This window comes from Pseudoalteromonas sp. S16_S37 (assembly GCF_014694405.1).
GTDB lineage: Bacteria > Pseudomonadota > Gammaproteobacteria > Enterobacterales > Alteromonadaceae > Pseudoalteromonas.
The window spans coordinates 1-18205 of sequence record NZ_JAAUWV010000051.1; the positions used below are offsets into that span (position 1 = coordinate 1).

Genomic DNA, 18205 nt, shown 5'->3' on the forward strand with positions numbered 1-18205 from the left:
TGAAATGAGACCGCACTTAAGTTTAGGAATGAAAACACCTAATCAAGTGCACAATGAAAAGGCCAATGACAATAATCACTGGCCTTTAAAAACCGTCAACTTATTTTAGGACGGGACATATCTTTTAGCAGTTGTCCTGATAAACAGCTAACGCTTGCTCTAAGTCTGCAATTAAATCTTCAACATCTTCCAGTCCGATGTGTAAGCGGATAACGGGGCCCTGTTCCCACCCTGTTGTACTACGTAAACCAGCCATGGTTTTGTTGGCAGTTACCAAACTTTCGTAACCTCCCCACGAAAAACCCATTTTAAAGTGCTCTAACGCATCTAGAAACGCATTGATAGCCTTTTGAGTTCCTTTGTTCATCACAAACGAAAACAACCCGTTACTACCGTTAAAATCGCGTTTGAAGAATTCGTGTCCAGGGCAAGTTGGCAAAGCCGGATGTCTAACGTGATCAACAAGGGGGTGTTTTGTGAGCCAATCAGCCACTTGCAACGCCGCCTTTTCATGCTGCGCTAAACGTACAGACATTGTACGCAACCCGCGTAGCGCTAAATAGGCGTCATCTGCAGAGGTACATTGCCCCAACAGGTATGAATGTTCACGAAGTGTCGGCCAGTGCGCTTCGTTAGCAACAGCAACTCCCATCATCACATCGGAGTGACCCACAATGTATTTTGTTGCTGCTTGAATACTAATATCTACACCATGGTCAAGCGGCTTATAATGCCAACCATTGCCGTAGGTATTATCTAGCATAGTGATCACCCCATGGCGCTTAGCGGCTGCCACTAAACTTGGCACATCTTGTACTTCCATGGTGATAGAGCCTGGCGACTCTAAAAATAAGATTTTGGTATTGTCTTGAATAAGTGCTTCAATACCAGCACCTATCATAGGGTCGTAGTAGGTTGTGGTAATATCTAAACCCGCTAAAATTTTGTCACAGAAATCTCGTGTTGGCTCATAAGCAGTATCAACCATCAATAGGTGATCTCCGGCTTTTAAAAATGACAGTAAAGATTGGCTAATTGCCGCCGCACCGCATGGGTAGAGTGCGCAACCGGCGCCATTTTCTAGCTCCATTATCGCATCTTGAAGCGCATAATGAGTATTGGTACCACGGCGCCCGTAAAATAAAGTGCGATTACCACGCTCTTTAATCGCCTCATGTAAGTCGGCAACACTATCAAACACCACCGTTGAGGCTCGTTGCACAACCGGATTAACTACGCCTTGCGTATATTGAGATTTGCGTCCTGCACTTACCAACTTTGTATTTTTCTTCATGTTTATACCTTTATTTTGCACGCCAATACTCTACGAGATAGCGTGAAATAGAATCTGGTCGAGTAAGTTTATAGCCTGTGCTTGAGTCGCTCCACTGGCCAAACGTATCGAGTTGTTCACGCGAAAACCATTGCGCATCCTCTAAATCATCTTGATCAATGTTAATTTCAGTTGAGCTCGCTTTGCCTATAAAACCTAGCATTAATGATGATGGGAATGGCCAAGGCTGAGAGGCAATGTATTCCACCTCAACCACATCGATATCCGCTTCTTCTTTTACTTCTCGAATAACTGCTTGCTCTAATGTTTCGCCTGGGTCAACAAAACCTGCAAGGGTTGAATAAACCCCTTCTGGCCAACTTGCTTGTCGCCCCATCAAGCAGCGTTCAATACCATCATCAAATGTGTGGGTGATAAGCATAATCACCGCGGGGTCTGTGCGAGGAAAAGTCATATGTTGGCACTGGTCGTTTTGGCAACGCCTTGCATGCCCCGCTTCAATGCTCTCATTGGTATAGCCACAACGCCCACAAAACCGATGGGTTTTGTGCCAGTAGCATAGTCCTCTGGCCAGCACGCCAACAGATGCCATTTTGGGGTCAAGTTGCAAACCTATATGTCGCATATCAACAAACTCAAGGGGAGAGTCTTGCAATAACGATAAAGTTGCTGCGCTACTCGAAACATCTAATGCAAAATAGTTGTACTGTTGGTCAACACCCAAAAAAACCGCATTTCTTTTATCAAATTCTTGAACTTGATCTAACTCTAGTAAATGCAACTCACTGGTTGCAACATTTACCAAGTTTCTATCTTTATCGATAAGTAGCCAGCGACTATTGGCATTGATTTGACGTGTAATCCACTGTCGATCTTTGCGTTCATTAGAAGCACGATTTAAGTGCATATGAGTGTAATGTAACAAAGCCTGATCCCTGTTGAAAATGTTTGCATAAAGCTAACATATAGCTGCACAAAGCTAAACTATTTACGCTGTACCTAATGTCAAAATGCACGCAAAAAAAAAGCCCTTGCGGGCTTAAAGCTATAGTGTAACTCCACACTACAGAGAGGCAACAGACGCCAGATAATCCTGAAGCTTTTGGTTTTCAGCTTCGATATGTTGATAAAACTCAATATCTTTTAACTTACTCGCAGCAAGTAGATCGATAACAATCACGGCGTTTTTATGAAGCTGTAAGGCCGATGCTGGGCAAGATGCCGTTAATGGACCTTCAACCATCGCTTGAATGGCATCCGCTTTGTTTTCACCTGTTGCAAGTAAAACCACCTTCTTGGCATCTAAAATGGTACCTATGCCCATGGTGATTGATAAATGCGGCTGATATTCACCTTCTTCAAAAAAACGCGCATTATCTTCGATGGTTTCTTTTGTCAGTGTTTTTACGCGTGTACGAGATGTTAAACCTGAAGATGGCTCATTAAAGCCGATATGACCATTGCGACCAATACCTAACAACTGAATATCTACACCGCCGGCAGCTGCCATGCGTGCTTCATAATCTTGGCAAGCAGTAATTGGGTTTTTCGCATCACCCGGTGGAACATGGGTGTTATCGATGTCGATATCAATATGGTTGAAAAGCTGCTCATTCATAAAGTAACGATAACTTTGTGGATGAGTGCCTTCTAAACCAAGGTACTCGTCTAAATTAAATGTTGTAGCGTCTTTAAAACTCAACTCGCCTTCACGGTTGCGACGAATAAGCTCTTGATATAAAGCCACAGGCGTAGAGCCTGTCGCCAAACCTAATACTGATTCAGCTTTACGTTGTAGCTGAGTTGAAAATATGTCTGCGCCATAGGCTGCGACTTCTGCGGCATCATTTAAAATAACAATTTGCATAGTATAGGCTCAACGTTGAGTACAAAGAAAAATGGGATCTGAGCCTTACTTCGCGTGCAATCAAAGCAAGGTCAGATCTAACCTAATTGGGATACACAGTATTATTAGGCATTACCATTATGACAACGCTGTCATTATTATCAGAATAATATGCTTTGTAAAGTAAAAGTGAAGAAAAAATTCACTATTTTCACTCCAAAAACGACGAAGCCCACAGAATACGTGGGCTTCACAATCTTGAAATTATTTAAATTGCTCTCAAACGCTGACAAAAATCTTCCGTTTATACATCCAATGTAACACTAATAACTGCACAGATAGCAACGCTAAAACGCCCAATAATGGCTGCCAATTTGGCGCAGCCGCAACAACTATCCCACCAAATACACTTAGGCTTATGTAGCTCCAATTTACCAACGATGAGGCAAGATAAATAATAATTGAATTTGCACCAATAATGATGAATGGGTAAGCCAATCTTTGCATGTTAAGCAAATCGACCAATGCATAAAAGATGGCAAACAGTAAGGCACTCCACCCCACTGTAACAAGCACAAATGAACTGGTCCAAAGTTCTTTATTTACAGGGAATGATAAATTCCATAGCCACCCTATCAGTAAACAGCCAAGGCCCGCGCCAGATAGCGCAGCCATACTACGCCATTGACCAAACTGTTCAGCTCTTGCGATAAAGCGCCCAACAAAAACTCCGGCGATTGCGTTTACGATAGCAGGCAAGCTTGATAGCACGCCTTCTGGGTCAACAGCTCTAGCTTGATAACTTATTCCTGGTAAAAGGTGCTTATCAAACCAAGCATTCCAACTACCTGCACCAGCTGCTGAGAGATCCCCCGCAACTCCCCCAGGCACAGGGATAAAACACAGTAATATCCAATAAAAAAGTAAAATGCCAATGGCAACATAAGCTTGAGTACGTGCGCTAGTGTGCCAAACAAGTAACACACAAAAAAACCATGCTACCGCAATCCGACCCAATACACTTGCATAGCGTATTTCACCTAATGCGGCAGGTATACCGGTTCCCCATCCGTGGTTATATAAAATCCCAAGTAAACAAAGCAGCAAGAGTCTTTTTAACGCTTTTTGATAGTATGGTTTTCGCTCGGCAAGTGGTAAATGATCAATACGCTTTGGTGCCAGCCCCATTGCAACACCAGAAAGAAAAATAAACAGCGGAAAAATCAGGTCGTAAAAGGTAAAACCGTGCCAAGGACTGTGTACGGTGTGCGCTTCAAACAACTTCCAACCCTGCCAACCCGTTAACACAAACAAAGCAGCAAATATTGATTGTCCCCCTAAAATCCAAAACATATCCATGCCTCGCAACGCATCAAGGGATGCCAAGCGTTTTTTAGTGGTATTTGTTGCCATAGGGAACCTCATAAAAACAAAAGCCCCGTTAAACTGCAACGGGGTTTTTCTTCAGGGAAAAAACTAAATCTTTTGGCCTGCAATGTAAGTTGCATTTGCAAACAGCGAGTCATCGAGTAAAACAAAGTCTGCATCAGCGCCTTGTGTTAGGTGGCCTTTAGTAGGAAGGTTTAAATACTGTGCGGGGTATAAAGACGCCATGCGTAGGCTCTCGCTAAGCGCAATATCCAAATCATTCACCGTATTACGTACCGCACTTGCCATATCCAGCACACTGCCTGCAAGTTCACCCGTGGTTGAGTTTAGTCGGTTTCCGGTACGTATCACTTTACGACCATCAAAAAAGTCGAACTCCATATCATCTGTGCCGACCGGTGGCATAGCATCGGTTACCAACATGACTTTGCCGCGCTGCTTTGTCCTAATGGCTAGCTTTGCGGATGTGCTATGCACATGATGGCCATCAACTATCAAGCCGCACCAGCTGTTATCATCCCACAGTGCAGCACCAACAACACCTGGCTCACGAGAAGTAAATGCCGACATGGCATTAAACAAATGGGTAAACCCATCCGCACCCACGCGCAGTGCCTTCATGGCTGTATCAAAATCTGCGTTTGAATGACCAATAGATACTTTAACGCCCAATTTAATCAAGCGCTCAATGTCACTGAGCGGCACGGTTTCAGGTGCTAGTGTCACCATCTTGATACCTAAATCTCGGCGCTCATAAATAGCAAACTCTTCATCCGAAATCGCTCGAATATATTGCTCACTATGGGTGCCCTTTTTAGGGTGTGACAAATGTGGTCCTTCAAAGTGTATACCCACAATACCTGCTTGATTATTTGCAACGGCCTGAGCCACCGCATCCGCCGCGGCCGACATTACTTCGACTTTGTCAGTAATAAGGGTTGGCATAATAGCGGTTGAACCAAATTGACCATGTGCAGACAATATTTTGCCTAAGCAATCAGTAGTTTGCTCTGCATTAAAAAAAGCACCACCGCCGCCGTTAACTTGAACATCAATAAACCCAGGAACGACTAAGCCATTTAACGGCTCAACAGGCTCATTGGCATTATCAATCTCAAAACTTATTTTGCCCTGCTCTACAGCAAACACTACATTTTCTTTAAAATCATAGCCATCAAACAGCTTTGATGCCTTATACAATTGCCTAGTCATTAATTCGCCTTTATTAAATCCTGTTCCACATTCTTAATTGCAAAATAAATTGCCCCCATTTCTGGTGGTTGTTTAGGAAGCTCTACTGATTTCGCAATTTCTGGGTCAAGCCATTTATTGAGAGGCTCAGACAACCCTCCGATCATTGATAAGCGAGGCGGATTGTTCTCAAGCAATCTTTTAGCCAGTCGGCTAATATAATCTGCGCCTTGCGTAACGATTGAAAGCGCTACTTCATCTTGCTGTTCCGCAGCATCAAATACCAAACGCGCGAGCTTTGCGTAAACACTCGATGGCTGACCAGCCATTTGCTCTGCTATGCCCATCGCGGTTAACGTATTAAAATGCGATTTAAATATGCCGCTAAGTCGTGTGGTTGGCCCTAATTCATCTAGGTCAAGAAGTACCGCTTTGACAGCTTCCAAGCCCATCCAAGCGCCACTACCAATGTCACCTTGCGCAAAACCATGACCACCATAATTAACCGATTCACCATTTACGATAGAAAAACCACAAGAGCCAGTGCCTGTAATGATCACTGCGCCATCTTGTCCTTCGTGTGCACCAATACATGCAGTATGTAAATCAGTGGTTAAGAACATTTGTTGAAATGGGTGATCCCACTGCATTATTTTGTCATAAAGCGCTGGTAAATTAACACCCGCTAGCCCCATTCCTGCATTGAGTTCGTGAACTTGTTCAACACGTAATCCAGCATCTTGTAATGCGAGTTGGGTCGAAACCATAATTGACTCTAACGTGCGTTCAAGACCGTGGAGTGGATTTGCAGGTCCTCCAAGACCTGTGCCTAACACACCGTGTTGCTTTGAGTAGATAGTAGCGCGGCATTTGGTTCCTCCGCCGTCTATACCTATATATAACTGGTCTTGTTGCACCTGTTTAGCCATCATGTAGCGACCTCTATCGAATTGGGGTTGGCTCAATTTTATAGTTATTGCTGAGCATTGAGTCGTGTTGAATTAATGTTACACACAAAATGACAGCGTTGTCATTAAATTTTTGATAAAATTGCTTAACAATGAAAAATTCTAATATTGCATAGAATCCAAAGGTTGTCAGTGTAAATTTGCCAATAATGTTGCAGTTACAGGAATGAAAGTCATAACATGGTGATAGTAAAGCATTGATTAATAAATAAAAAGAGCGGCTAAGCCGCTCTTTTTATTTGACGCCTAACTCAGTTAGTCGCTCTTGTAAGTAGCTATCAGCCGTATAACGCTCAGACAACACAACGTCAGGACGCGGATGCAAGAACAGCGGTAGCGAAATTCTTGATTTAGCTGATGCTTTGCCTGTTGGGTTAATTACACGGTGAATTGTTGATGGGAAGTAGCCACCTGATGCTTCTTGCAACATGTCACCAATATTAATGATTAATGAACCAAAGTCACACGGTACATCTAACCAACCACCCTCTTTTGTTTGCACCTGTAAACCTGGCTCATTTGCAGCAGGCAATACTGTAAGTAGGTTGATATCACCATGGGCAGCGGCACGAATCGCACCAGGCTCTTCATCACCAGTCATTGGCGGATAATGCAGTATGCGCAGTAATGTTTGCTCAGAATCAGCAATCATATCTTTTAGGTCGATAGAAAATTTTGCACGTACATCTTCTGGTGCTTGCGCTTGTACCCAGCTCAATAGTTTGGCTGCAAACTCATTTGCTAGGCGATAGTATTCACGAATTTCAGCCTCTAATTGGGCTGGTACGCGACCTTTAGGGTATACGTGAAAGTACTCTTTGATATCTTTTACTGTGAAACCTTTTGCTACCTCAGACACTTCCGGTGGAAAGTAACCATCCTGTGTGTCTTTGTCATACAAAAACTCATGCTTTTGTTCAGAGTTAAAGAACGCTTGCCAATTTTTATAAATCGACTCTACTAGTTCTTGAGGGATTGGATGATTTTTTAATACACCGAAGCCCGTGTTACGTAGAGATTCGACAAATTGTGCGGCTGCGTCAGGCGCTTGATAATCGACCGTAGGTAATTGTTGCATATTGATTCCACTTGATTATTGCATGAATTCACTGGTAAATAAGCAATTGGTATTCTAACCCCGCCTATCTTAGTGCATATACTGTGTAGATAGCTGGCGAGCATAGTTAAATACGCCCTTCCAGATAAGGACTTTTGTCCTCCTCCACCTTGAGTTGTGCACTATTTTGAGCCAGATCAAATTTGTCAAAACACACCAAGCAAATAAAACTGGCTAAGCTAAATATAGCATCGCTTAGGCAAAGCATATGGGGTATGTTGCGCCACTTGCTTTGCCCTTACCAATGAATTACTTGCAGCTTGGTTTTTTGCCTGCCTGCCACGCCATTTGTTTTAATTCGTTGGCGTTGGCCATGCCATTTTGTAAATTAGCAATGCGGCTTTGCGGTGCCGGGTGAGTAGACATAAATTCAGCTGGGCGCTCTCCGCCAGATGCCGCTTCCATATTTTGCCAAAGATCAACCGACCCTTGTGGATCAAACCCCGCTTTCGCCATCAAATCTAAGCCTATAATGTCTGCTTCACTTTCATGTGAGCGACTAAATGGTAAGGCAACACCAAACTGAGCACCTATACCTAAGCCTTGCATAATGGCATTTCTGTATTGTACATCGCCCATTTGCAACGCAACATTACTGGCCTGAAGACCAAATTGCAGCAAACTATTTTGCGATACACGTTCGTTTGCGTGTTGCGCAATAACATGTCCCACTTCATGGCCCATTACCGCCGCAAGTTGGTGCTGGTTTTTAGCAACCTTTAACAACCCCGTGTGAACTCCTATCTTGCCCCCTGGCAATGCAAATGCGTTGGCGCTATCCTCTTTAAATACGACAACCTCCCACTGTTGATTTGCATACTCCGCAGGGAGCTGAGCAATTAGGTGATCGGCAATACACTGTACATAGGCATTTGTGGATTTATCAGATTCAATAGCCTGCTGCTCTTTCATTTGCGAAAAGCTCGCAACCCCCATCTCATTCATTTTTTGATCTGAATATAAAGTAATTTGTGTTCGTCCTGTGGGAGACGTTTTACACCCCGACACAGCCAGAGTCATAACCAAGGCACTGGCCAACGTTGTAAGTACTTTCTTCATGTTGTTAATTCCCAATAACATTAAGCTTGCTGCTAGTTTAAAACATCCTAGCACCGACTCAAGTGTACGGCTTTGCAATTATTCACTTTTGCCGCAAATAATTGCTACTCAACTATTAACTTAAGCTTAATTGTGCCGTTACCGCTATAATGGACAAAATTCATCATTTGTGGACGCTTGTGCAACATTCTCATTCCCTTGGTCGATTATTTTTGCCTTTACTGGCAAGTATTGTGGCATTAACGCCGTTGGCGATAGATTTATATTTGCCTGCTATGCTCGCTATTGCAGAGCAATTAAATACCTCACTTGAGCAAGTCCAAGTCTCTTTAAGTTGCTATTTGGCGGGCTATGCTGTTGGTATGCTTGTGTTCGGCCCACTTGCCGATAGATTTTCACGCACGCTCTTAGCGCGTATCGGATTGCTTGGCTTTGCCATAAGTTCAGCATTACTTGCTATGACAACCAATATCGAGTTGTTTAACATTTTGCGTGTTATACAAGCATTTACTGGTGCTGCCGCCAGTGTTGTTGTACCTGGGATCATTCGCCATTACTACCAGCAAGAGACCGCCAAAGGCATGTCGTATGTGTCAATGATCATGATGTTAGCGCCTTTACTCGCCCCAAGTATTGGCGCTGCACTGATGTTAGTGTGGCATTGGAGTGCTATTTTCTGGTCGCTAGCCCTATACGCAATCATCGTCTTGGCGTGCTGTTTTTACGCCGATATTGATGTACCAAGTTTTAACAAAAGCAAAATATCGCTCTCATTTTTCTTAAAAAACTATCGCGTTGTACTATCTAATAAACAAAGTCGCTTCGACATACTCACCTCTATGTCAGCATCATTTGCATTCTTTTGTTTTTTAACCTCGGTTCCATTTATTTACCTTGATTACTTTTCGGTATCTGAGCAATTGTTCGGCATTCTTTTTGCCTTAAATGTCATGGCCCTGATGTTTGGTAACTTTTTAAACACCCGCCTGGTACCAAGGCTTGGTTCAAGGCGTATGCTGTTTTTGGGCCTTGCTATAGGTTTGCTGGTCAGTAGCACCTTGGTGATTGAAAGTTTGATATCTGTAAATGTTTGGCTCTTTGCCAGTACCGTAGCGCCCTTAATGATGAGTTTGGGGATCATTGCCAGTAACGCCGATGCCCTAATTTTAATTGCGTTTGAGCAGCACTCTGGCACGGCTACCGCAGTGATAGGCACTCTGCGCTTTGGCAGTGGCGCGCTCGTTGGCCCTATCTTAGCGTTTATTGAACCGAGCAGCGCCGTTCCTTTTTCAGCTCTAATGTTAGGTGCTGTATTGCTGTCTATTTGCTACCAGATAATCCAAAAATCACGCATAAAAAAAGCCGATTAACATCGGCTTTTCCTTACGTCTAAAAATGCTACTTACTCAGCTTCTTTAGATACCATAACCATTGCAGGGCGTAATAAACGGCCGTTCAATGTGTAACCTTTTTGCATTACCGCAAGTACGGTGTTTGGCGACACATCGTTGCTAGGCTGAATAGACATCGCCTGGTGTAAATCTGGGTTAAATGTCTCACCTTGTGGATTAACCGTTTCAACACCAAATTTAGCAAGTGCATCGGCAAAGCTCTTAAGCGTCATATCGATCCCTTCAAGCACAGGCTTTAAGGTTTCGTTTTCTTTGTCAGAAAACTCAATCGCACGCTCAAGATTATCAAGCACAGGTAACAACTCATTTGCGAACTTTTCTAACGCAAACTTATGCGCTTTTTCAACATCTTGTGCAGCTCTACGACGCATATTCTCAACATCAGCAGCCGCTCTTATCACGCCATCTTGTTGATCTCTTATGGTCTGCTTAGCAGCTTCCAGTTCAGCATACAGGCCTGCAATTTCTTCTTCAGGGCTTAGCTCTGTTTGTGCTTGCGTTTGTGCTTGCGCTTCTTCTTGCACTGATTCTTGTGTTTGTGCCGCTTGCTCTACTTGCGCAGCAGCTTCTTGTTCATGTTCAGGGGCATTGGTTTGCTCAGACATGTAAGATTTCTCCGATTCTTTACAACTGTGGCTAATTATGGGGATTGAAATTTGAGATTCAAGTCCCGATTGGCGTGATTTGAGAAAATTGTGTAATGATCGCTTCAATTGGTGCATTTGCTGGGCAAATTACACAAAACCGACTTTGATATTCCCCGTTTTGGAAATATGGCACACTCAATACCAGAGATTGTTTCACATTGAGCGTGCTTAATTCTTCGCCCAATAAAACAGAGACGCCATTTTTAAACGCCAGTTTGTCTTCAACTTGGTGCAAAAACGACACTCCAATATTAAGCTCAGAATCAATATCTAAGCCCTGATATAAAAAGCGTTCACCAACCACAATACTATTGTCTGTACCCAATTGATAATGAAGCTCTCGCGTCCACTGTGCTAGTTGATCTCTACAGTTCTCTGGAGCGCTGTGTGCCATCGCTTTCATACGATGCAAACCTTCAATTAATGTTTGCTGGCTAAATACCGTATTCATCCAAGCGGCAAATAAATAACGATGCTGATCACTGTCATCTCTGGGTTTATTGATACAAATATTATGAGACTGGCCAGCCCTGTCTATCAATAAAACCAGCCATGACGTGCTGTCGAATGCCAGAACTTCAACTCTGAAAACTAATTGGGAGCTGGCTTGTGGTAAACCCACACAACAACAAATATTAAATTTTTGACTAAGACTATGTGCAAATTCTATCAATTGGCTTTGTTCTGGTTGCCAATAATTAGCAATGTCAGACAAAGAAAAATACTCATCTAACCAGTATTTTAAACCAGAATCGGTGGGTACCCTACCTGCAGAAGTGTGCGGCGAATACAGTAGCCCAAATTTCTCCAATCGAGCCATCGCATTACGCACCGTAGCCGAACAAACAGCCATACCTTTTTGCTTGGCTATTTTGCTAGAAGCCACTGGATGCCCTTCACCATTGCAGTACAAACTCATTACCGCAGAGAAGATTTGTTGGTCGCGTGCTGTTAATTTCATATTATTTATGTAGTGACATCATTTGCCAGTTTCAAGTGCTGACTTTTTAAGTTAGTCTTGCGCTATTATTATCAAGGAATTCAACATGACGACTCCCTTCAAAACCATAGGCCTAATTGGAAAGCCTAACCATGAAGGCGCGGCGTTGACCTTACAACGCTTATACACCTTTTTGCAAGCACTAGGTTATAACGTTTTAGTTGAGCAACGCGTTGGAGCGCAAATTTCTAACATTGATAACAATGTGCTTACTGAGTTGGTTGATCTTGGCAGCCAATGTGATTTAGCCATTGTGGTCGGCGGCGATGGCAATATGCTAGGCGCAGCGCGTGTATTAGCGCGCTTTGATGTAGCGGTAATCGGTGTTAACCGAGGTAACCTTGGATTTTTAACCGACCTTAACCCCGAAGGCTTTGAAGCCAGCTTAGAAGAAGTGCTCAGAGGCGAATTTATTTCTGAGTCGCGCTTTTTACTCAAAGTAGAAGTATATCGACACGCACAATTAAAGAGTGCCAATTTAGCGGTAAATGAAGCGGTACTACACGCTGATAAAGTAGCGCACATGATAGAATTTGAAGCATTTATTAATGATGAATTTTTATTCTCACAGCGCTCCGATGGTTTAATTGTATCAACGCCAACAGGTTCAACAGCCTACTCATTATCGGGAGGCGGCCCAATACTTACCCCTCAGCTTAATGCGATGGCGCTGGTGCCAATGTTTCCACATACGCTTTCAAGCAGACCTCTTGTTGTTGATGCGAATAATGAGATCCGCCTCAAGCTGAGTTTGGAAAATACTGATAGCTTGCAAGTCAGCTGTGACAGCCATGTGGTTTTGGCGGTCCTCCCTGGTGATGAAGTGGTTATTAAAAAAGCGGATAAAGCACTGCGCTTGATCCATCCAAAATCGTATTCGTATTACAATGTGCTTAGGCAGAAATTAAATTGGGGCAGTAGGCTTTACTAATGCCTTAAAGATACCGCAAAATAGAGCCTGTTATTTTTCTAATTTAGGAAATTTTAGTTGATATGATCAGTTACATTGTTTTTTTCACTCTTCTACTCCTTATTACCCTGTTAGGAGTGTATGTGGTGATAGAAAATAATCGCAAAAAGGCGCGAGAGGCCCAAAAAAAGATATTCAACGCACGTCTTAAAGAGGTCACTGATAACTTTAAAGCAAAGACAGCCGAATATGTGGATGCGAAAATACTGCGACCTAAATATGCCCCAAAAATAAACGCCATTGTGGGTAACTTTTTTGTAGTGCAGGCACATACAGAAGCGAATCTAAATCAACTAGAAAAGATAAGTGAGCAATTCACCCGTGTAGTAGGTACAGAGTTAGGTAAGTCTAGGATCACAGGTAATAAAGACCAACTTGCCGAGCAACTACAGTACTTTGTTGCAGAACTCCCCTCTTCAGGTATCGCCTACAACAAAGATTTTTATCATGAAATTTTACCTGCTCTGATCGCCCTAATTAAAACTTCGGATGTGCCGCTAGACACATTAAATAATGATGAAGATGCTGAGCATGAAAATGGCACCGAAGAGCAAAATAACGATACTGGTGACGGTGAAAACCGCCGAGTCGAGCAGCAAATGACCGCCGCTAGGCAACGTTTAACCACGAGTTAAATTGATCACTCATTAATAGTTAAAATTCAAGTTGCATTTATTGAGCATGCTGTATAAATTAACAGTATAACCACTGTTTGGATGCACAGTATGCTTATCAACTTAGAAATAAAAAATTTTGCGATTGTAAATGCCTTAAATATCGAATGGCGAGCGGGTATGACCGCCATCACTGGTGAAACCGGTGCAGGTAAATCTATTGCCATTGATGCCCTATCCTTATGCCTAGGTGAACGTGCTGATCCTGCCGCAATTCGCCCCGGAACCGACAAAGCACAGATCAGTGCGCACTTTGATATTTCTGACCTGCCAGTTGCTCAACAGTTTTTAAAAGAGCATATGCTCAATAATGAAGAGCAAGATTGTATTTTACGCCGCGTGATCAGTAAAAATGGCCGCAGTAAAAGCTATATCAACGGTGTTGCTGTGACTGCTGGGCAGTTAAAAGACTTAGGACAATATTTAATTTCTATTCATGGTCAGCATGCGCACCAGCTTTTACTAAAACCTGAACACCAATTACATTTACTTGACGCTTATGCAGGTCACTACTCGTTGCTTAACGCGGTGACAACGCAATACAACCACTTTAACAAACTACAGCGCGAATATTCAGAACTGCAAAAGCAACAACAAGCACAAGCTGCCAAGCAGCAATTACTTGAATACCAAGTGGCAGAACTAGATGAGTTTGCACTTGAAGATGGTGAATTTGCAGAGATAGAAGCTGAGCATAGCCGACTAAGCCACAGCCAAACCATCATTGACACCTGTCAAAGAGAGTTGTCATATTTATATGAAGACGACCAAACCGTGCTCAGTCAGCTGCAACATAGCGCACAGCAATTTAGCGAGCTATCTGGCTACGATAATAACCTAAACCCAATCGCGCTTATGCTCGAAGAAGCGGCGGTACAAATTGAAGAAGCGTGCAGAGAGCTGCGTAGTTACAGCGAGAACATTGACCAAGATCCAATGCGCCTGCAAGAGCTTGAAGAGCGCTTGTCAAAAACCATGGATTTATCTCGCAAACATACGGTTAAACCGGAAGAGCTTTACACATTTCATCAGCAATTGAAGTCAGAACTGAACGATATTAGCTCAGATTCACAGCGCCTTGATGCCCTTGAGCAAGAAATTGCTGACGCGATTCAGGCTTACAATATTGCAGCTAAAGGCTTAAGCGAAAGCAGGCACACGGCCGCAAAACAACTAAATGAATTGATCAGCAAGAGTATGGCGTCGCTATCAATGGAAAATGGTCGCTTTGCCATTGAGTTAACACAAAAATCACAGCAAAAACCTGCTGCCAAAGGCTTTGATGATATTGAATTTTTAGTTTCAACAAACCCTGGGCAGCCTCTGCAACCGCTTGGTAAAGTTGCATCGGGTGGTGAATTATCTCGTATAAGTTTAGCGATTCAAGTGATCATTGCTCAGCGCGTTACTACTCCGACCCTTATTTTTGACGAAGTGGATGTGGGTATTTCTGGTCCTACCGCTTCACAAGTGGGCAAGCTGCTAAGACAACTAGGTAAATCAACCCAAGTGATCTGTGTAACTCACCTACCTCAGGTGGCCTGTAGCGGCCATCAACAATTCTTTGTTGCCAAGTCAGTAGAAAACGGCGAAACCTTTACTGCAATGAAGCCTCTTGAACATGATATGCGTGTTGAAGAAATTGCTCGCTTAATTGGTGGAGATAAAATCAGTGCTACCACCAAAGCCAGTGCCCAAGAGTTGCTGATGGTACAAAGCGCTTAAAACCACAGAACTATTTTAGCGGTGAGTCACTTATCCAGAGTTGATAAGTGACTATACTAAACATGGTTTTACAGCGAATTATTTAAGCTACTTTTTATTTTATGAAATCCAGCACATACGCTGCGCCCGATGAGTTACCGTTATCATCGCGATGAGGCACTGCAATTATTGCAGTGTTGTTGGCAAGCGCTACATTCCAACCGAATCTATCTTCAGCCACACCATCATTCGCAACCACTGTTGATGTGTACCGCCATTGCCCTTGTTGCTTTTTGAACACATATAAGGCACCTGCATTATCCCCTTTAGCGTCGTGGTGCATGGCACTGATTATCGCCGTATCTTTGCCCAGCGCCACGCCACGGGCAAATCTGTTATCGGCTTTACCATCTGGTGCAAGCAACTTTTGCGTCTGAGTCCATTGCCCTTCGGTACGCTCAAATATATAAGCTGAGCCCGCGTCTTTGCCAACGCCTTCTATATCGTCTCGTCTGGCTGAAATAAGTGCCGTATCACCATACAGTGCAACTCTTACGCCAAAAATGTCAGTGTTTGCACCATCGTTAGCCATCAGTTTTGCTTGTTGATTCCATTGTTTGCCATCAAATACATAGGCGTAAACCGCACCAGCTTTTTGCGCTCGCTCATCGTTTAGGTCAGCGCCAACTAAAATGGTATCGCCATCAATCGCAACACTGATCCCAAATAAATCTCCCTCGGCACCATCTTTTGCCGTTAATTTGCTATGAAATTGCCATGAGCCTTGTTGGCGCATATAAACGTAAGCCGAACCCGAGTCCGTATGCGGCGCGTCACTATGAGGCGCACCGATCACCAGAAACCGCTCAGTCAGCGCAATACTTTGCCCAAAAGCGTCGCCAGCTTTGCCATCTAGCGCGGTAACAATCTGCTTTTGCGACCAAGCACTTCCTTCTCCCTCAAAGACAAACACAGCCCCTGAGTCTTTACCTTTCTCATCTCTTCTACTCGCCCCGAGCACAGCAAAGTGGTTTTTCAATGCTACCTTGCCTCCGAGGGTGTCACCCGCATAAGCTGGGTTGGCGACTAACTTTGCTTGTTGCTGCCAGCCTGTTGGACCGAGACTGTATACATAAGCAGCCCCAGAGTCTTTTTGATCATTCGTATCTGCGTTGAGCGCGCCAACTAATGCCGTTGCGCCATCTATAGCAACACTGTAACCAAATTGATCTTCGGCTTTACCATCATCGGCTAACAGTTTTTGCTGCGCTGCATAACTTTGTGAAATGGCTAACAAGGCAAAACAGGGTAGTAACTTAAAAATAGAAAGAGACGTCATAAATACTTCCGTGTGTTAAATATCGGTATAGGGCACTTTATGCGACAAGTCATTGCGTATCAAGAGATTAGCGGAAACATCAACAATTTTTTTAGCATACAAATAAAAAAGCCCGCTGTTGCGGGCTAGATGGTCTTACTACTTAGTTTGAAAACTAACTTAAAATCAATCGCTAAACGCCTAAGTAATCTAGGATGCCTTCGGCAGCGTTGCGGCCTTCAAATATCGCGGTAACGACTAAGTCAGAGCCGCGTACTGCATCGCCACCAGCGAATATTTTCGGGTTGCTGGTTTGATGAGTAAACTCTCCTTTTTCGGGTGCTTCAATGCCGCCCCAGTGATTAATTTCAACATCATATTGCGCTAACCAATCAAGGCTGTGAGGCTTGAAGCCAAACGCCATAAGTACCGCATCAGCGTCTAGCACATGTTCAGATCCAGGTACTTCTTCGGCTCTACGACGGCCATTCTCATCGGCCTCACCGAGTTGCGTTTGCACCATTTCAACGCCTTTCACATGACCATTATCGTCAACCACAATGCCCTTCGGTTGCAGGTTAAATTTAAACTCAACCCCTTCCTCTTTAGCATTTTTTACCTCACGGCGAGAGCCCGGCATGTTTTCTTCGTCACGACGATAAGCACACACTACCGATGTGGCGTTTTGTCTTATCGATGTACGCACACAGTCCATTGCGGTATCACCGCCACCAAGCACCACAACTTTTTTACCAGCCATATCAATAAATGGTTGGTTAGTCTCGTCATACCCCATAACTCGATTGGTGTTACCAATTAAAAATGGCAGCGCGTCGTATACGCCCGGCGCATCTTCGTTCGCTAATCCACCGCGCATACTTTGATAAGTGCCTACCCCTACAAACACCGCATCGTATTGTGATAACAGTTCATCCATACTGACGTCTTTGCCAACTTCGGTGTTCAACTTAAATTCAACACCCATTTCACTAAAGATCTCACGACGTTTTTCCATCACCGACTTTTCGAGCTTAAATGATGGAATACCAAATGTGAGCAAGCCGCCAATTTCTGGATTGCGGTCAAACACCACAGGTTTAACGCCGTTGCGCACCAGAATATCGGCACATCCCAGTCCAGCGGGGCCTGCGCCAATTATTGCCACTTTTTTATCGCTCCAAACTACATAAGACATATCGGGCTTCCAGCCCTGTGCAAAAGCGGTGTCAGTAATGTATTTTTCGATATTGCCGATGGTAACCGCACCAAACTCTTCATTGAGCGTACACGCGCCCTCGCATAAGCGGTCTTGCGGACAAACACGGCCGCACACTTCGGGCAAACTATTGGTACGGTGTGATAATTCCGCAGCTTCAAAGATGCGGCCATTTCTTATTAACTTCAGCCATTGTGGAATATAGTTATGAACTGGGCACTTCCACTCGCAATAAGGGTTGCCACAGTCTAAGCATCGGTCCGACTGTGAGCTAACTTGACTATGTGAAAACGGCTCATAAATCTCTACAAATGATTGCTTACGAGTCGAAATTGGCTTTTTGCGCGGATCAACTCGTTGTACGTCTATAAATTGATAAACATTTTCGCTCATACTTCCC

The 18205-nt window shown here is 43.7% G+C and carries 16 protein-coding genes; 4 read left to right on the top strand and 12 right to left on the bottom strand.

Going from position 1 to position 18205, the window contains the following annotated elements:
* Nucleotides 1-124: 124 nt before the first annotated feature.
* From HC733_RS17615 to HC733_RS17650, 8 genes are all read right to left on the bottom strand, one after another.
* Nucleotides 125-1294, bottom strand: a complete 1170-nt coding sequence (locus tag HC733_RS17615; protein WP_190366319.1) for a cystathionine beta-lyase — start codon at nt 1292-1294, stop codon at nt 125-127.
* Nucleotides 1295-1304: 10 nt separating this feature from the next.
* A complete protein-coding gene (gene nudC, locus HC733_RS17620; protein WP_190366320.1) occupies nt 1305-2219 on the bottom strand; it encodes an NAD(+) diphosphatase in 915 nt (304 codons plus the stop codon).
* Between the two features lie 138 nt (nt 2220-2357).
* Complete coding sequence (gene nagB / locus HC733_RS17625; RefSeq protein WP_190366321.1) at nt 2358-3161, bottom strand: glucosamine-6-phosphate deaminase; 804 nt, start codon at nt 3159-3161, stop codon at nt 2358-2360.
* A 258-nt stretch (nt 3162-3419) separates the two neighbouring features.
* Nucleotides 3420-4553: a transmembrane glucosamine N-acetyltransferase NagX gene (gene nagX / locus HC733_RS17630; RefSeq protein WP_190366322.1), complete on the bottom strand. Its 1134-nt coding sequence runs from the start codon at nt 4551-4553 to the stop codon at nt 3420-3422.
* 63 nt (nt 4554-4616) lie between these two features.
* Nucleotides 4617-5741, bottom strand: coding sequence for an N-acetylglucosamine-6-phosphate deacetylase (nagA, locus tag HC733_RS17635; protein WP_190366323.1), 1125 nt, complete (start codon nt 5739-5741; stop codon nt 4617-4619).
* Nucleotides 5741-6652 (bottom strand): N-acetylglucosamine kinase, encoded by a 912-nt coding sequence (gene nagK, locus HC733_RS17640; protein WP_190366324.1) that lies wholly within the window; start codon nt 6650-6652, stop codon nt 5741-5743. The genes nagA and nagK overlap by 1 nt, the downstream gene beginning before the upstream one ends.
* 271 nt (nt 6653-6923) lie before the next feature.
* A complete protein-coding gene (locus HC733_RS17645; protein WP_190366325.1) occupies nt 6924-7766 on the bottom strand; it encodes an isopenicillin N synthase family dioxygenase in 843 nt (280 codons plus the stop codon).
* Between the two features lie 288 nt (nt 7767-8054).
* Nucleotides 8055-8864, bottom strand: a complete 810-nt coding sequence (locus tag HC733_RS17650; protein ID WP_190366326.1) for a M48 family metallopeptidase — start codon at nt 8862-8864, stop codon at nt 8055-8057.
* 179 nt (nt 8865-9043) lie between these two features.
* Between HC733_RS17650 and HC733_RS17655 the strand changes: the two genes are divergently transcribed.
* Complete coding sequence (locus HC733_RS17655; RefSeq protein WP_446727645.1) at nt 9044-10234, top strand: Bcr/CflA family efflux MFS transporter; 1191 nt, start codon at nt 9044-9046, stop codon at nt 10232-10234.
* 32 nt (nt 10235-10266) lie between these two features.
* Here HC733_RS17655 and grpE read toward each other — a convergent pair whose 3' ends face one another.
* Together grpE and HC733_RS17665 are read right to left on the bottom strand one after the other, a co-directional pair.
* A complete protein-coding gene (gene grpE, locus HC733_RS17660) occupies nt 10267-10881 on the bottom strand; it encodes a nucleotide exchange factor GrpE (RefSeq protein WP_190366328.1) in 615 nt (204 codons plus the stop codon).
* A 58-nt stretch (nt 10882-10939) separates the two neighbouring features.
* Entirely contained in the window at nt 10940-11884 is a 945-nt protein-coding gene (locus HC733_RS17665) for an HrcA family transcriptional regulator (RefSeq protein WP_190366329.1), read from the bottom strand.
* Nucleotides 11885-11969: 85 nt separating this feature from the next.
* On the opposite strand from HC733_RS17665, the gene nadK reads away from it, so the two are divergent.
* The 3 genes from nadK (at nt 11970) to recN (ending at nt 15292) form a co-directional block, all read left to right on the top strand.
* The gene (nadK, locus tag HC733_RS17670; RefSeq protein ID WP_190366330.1) at nt 11970-12854 is read left to right on the top strand and encodes an NAD(+) kinase; all 885 of its coding nucleotides are present in this window, start codon (nt 11970-11972) and stop codon (nt 12852-12854) included.
* 65 nt (nt 12855-12919) lie between these two features.
* Nucleotides 12920-13528, top strand: a complete 609-nt coding sequence (locus HC733_RS17675) for a hypothetical protein (protein ID WP_342366029.1) — start codon at nt 12920-12922, stop codon at nt 13526-13528.
* Nucleotides 13529-13618: 90 nt separating this feature from the next.
* Complete coding sequence (gene recN / locus HC733_RS17680; protein WP_190366331.1) at nt 13619-15292, top strand: DNA repair protein RecN; 1674 nt, start codon at nt 13619-13621, stop codon at nt 15290-15292.
* Nucleotides 15293-15386: 94 nt separating this feature from the next.
* Here the strand turns inward: recN and HC733_RS17685 are convergent, their stop codons facing one another.
* Both HC733_RS17685 and HC733_RS17690 read right to left on the bottom strand, forming a co-directional pair.
* Nucleotides 15387-16610 carry an FG-GAP repeat protein gene (locus HC733_RS17685; RefSeq protein WP_190366332.1) on the bottom strand — a complete coding sequence of 408 codons (1224 nt, stop codon included), beginning with the start codon at nt 16608-16610 and terminating at the stop codon, nt 15387-15389.
* Nucleotides 16611-16782: 172 nt separating this feature from the next.
* On the bottom strand, nt 16783-18198 hold the full coding sequence (locus HC733_RS17690) for an FAD-dependent oxidoreductase (protein WP_190366333.1): 1416 nt from the start codon (nt 18196-18198) through the stop codon (nt 16783-16785).
* Nucleotides 18199-18205: the final 7 nt, after the last annotated feature.

Excerpts from the sequence above, each read along its gene's own strand:
- HC733_RS17615 (WP_190366319.1), bottom strand. The coding sequence starts at position 1,294 with ATGAAGAAAAATACAAAGTTGGTAAGTGCAGGACGCAAATCTCAATAT.
- nagB (WP_190366321.1), bottom strand. The coding sequence starts at position 3,161 with ATGCAAATTGTTATTTTAAATGATGCCGCAGAAGTCGCAGCCTATGGC.
- nagX (WP_190366322.1), bottom strand. The coding sequence starts at position 4,553 with ATGGCAACAAATACCACTAAAAAACGCTTGGCATCCCTTGATGCGTTG.
- nagA (WP_190366323.1), bottom strand. The coding sequence starts at position 5,741 with ATGACTAGGCAATTGTATAAGGCATCAAAGCTGTTTGATGGCTATGAT.
- nagK (WP_190366324.1), bottom strand. The coding sequence starts at position 6,652 with ATGATGGCTAAACAGGTGCAACAAGACCAGTTATATATAGGTATAGAC.
- HC733_RS17645 (WP_190366325.1), bottom strand. The coding sequence starts at position 7,766 with ATGCAACAATTACCTACGGTCGATTATCAAGCGCCTGACGCAGCCGCA.
- HC733_RS17650 (WP_190366326.1), bottom strand. The coding sequence starts at position 8,864 with ATGAAGAAAGTACTTACAACGTTGGCCAGTGCCTTGGTTATGACTCTG.
- grpE (WP_190366328.1), bottom strand. The coding sequence starts at position 10,881 with ATGTCTGAGCAAACCAATGCCCCTGAACATGAACAAGAAGCTGCTGCG.
- HC733_RS17665 (WP_190366329.1), bottom strand. The coding sequence starts at position 11,884 with ATGAAATTAACAGCACGCGACCAACAAATCTTCTCTGCGGTAATGAGT.
- nadK (WP_190366330.1), top strand. The coding sequence starts at position 11,970 with ATGACGACTCCCTTCAAAACCATAGGCCTAATTGGAAAGCCTAACCAT.
- recN (WP_190366331.1), top strand. The coding sequence starts at position 13,619 with ATGCTTATCAACTTAGAAATAAAAAATTTTGCGATTGTAAATGCCTTA.
- HC733_RS17685 (WP_190366332.1), bottom strand. The coding sequence starts at position 16,610 with ATGACGTCTCTTTCTATTTTTAAGTTACTACCCTGTTTTGCCTTGTTA.
- HC733_RS17690 (WP_190366333.1), bottom strand. The coding sequence starts at position 18,198 with ATGAGCGAAAATGTTTATCAATTTATAGACGTACAACGAGTTGATCCG.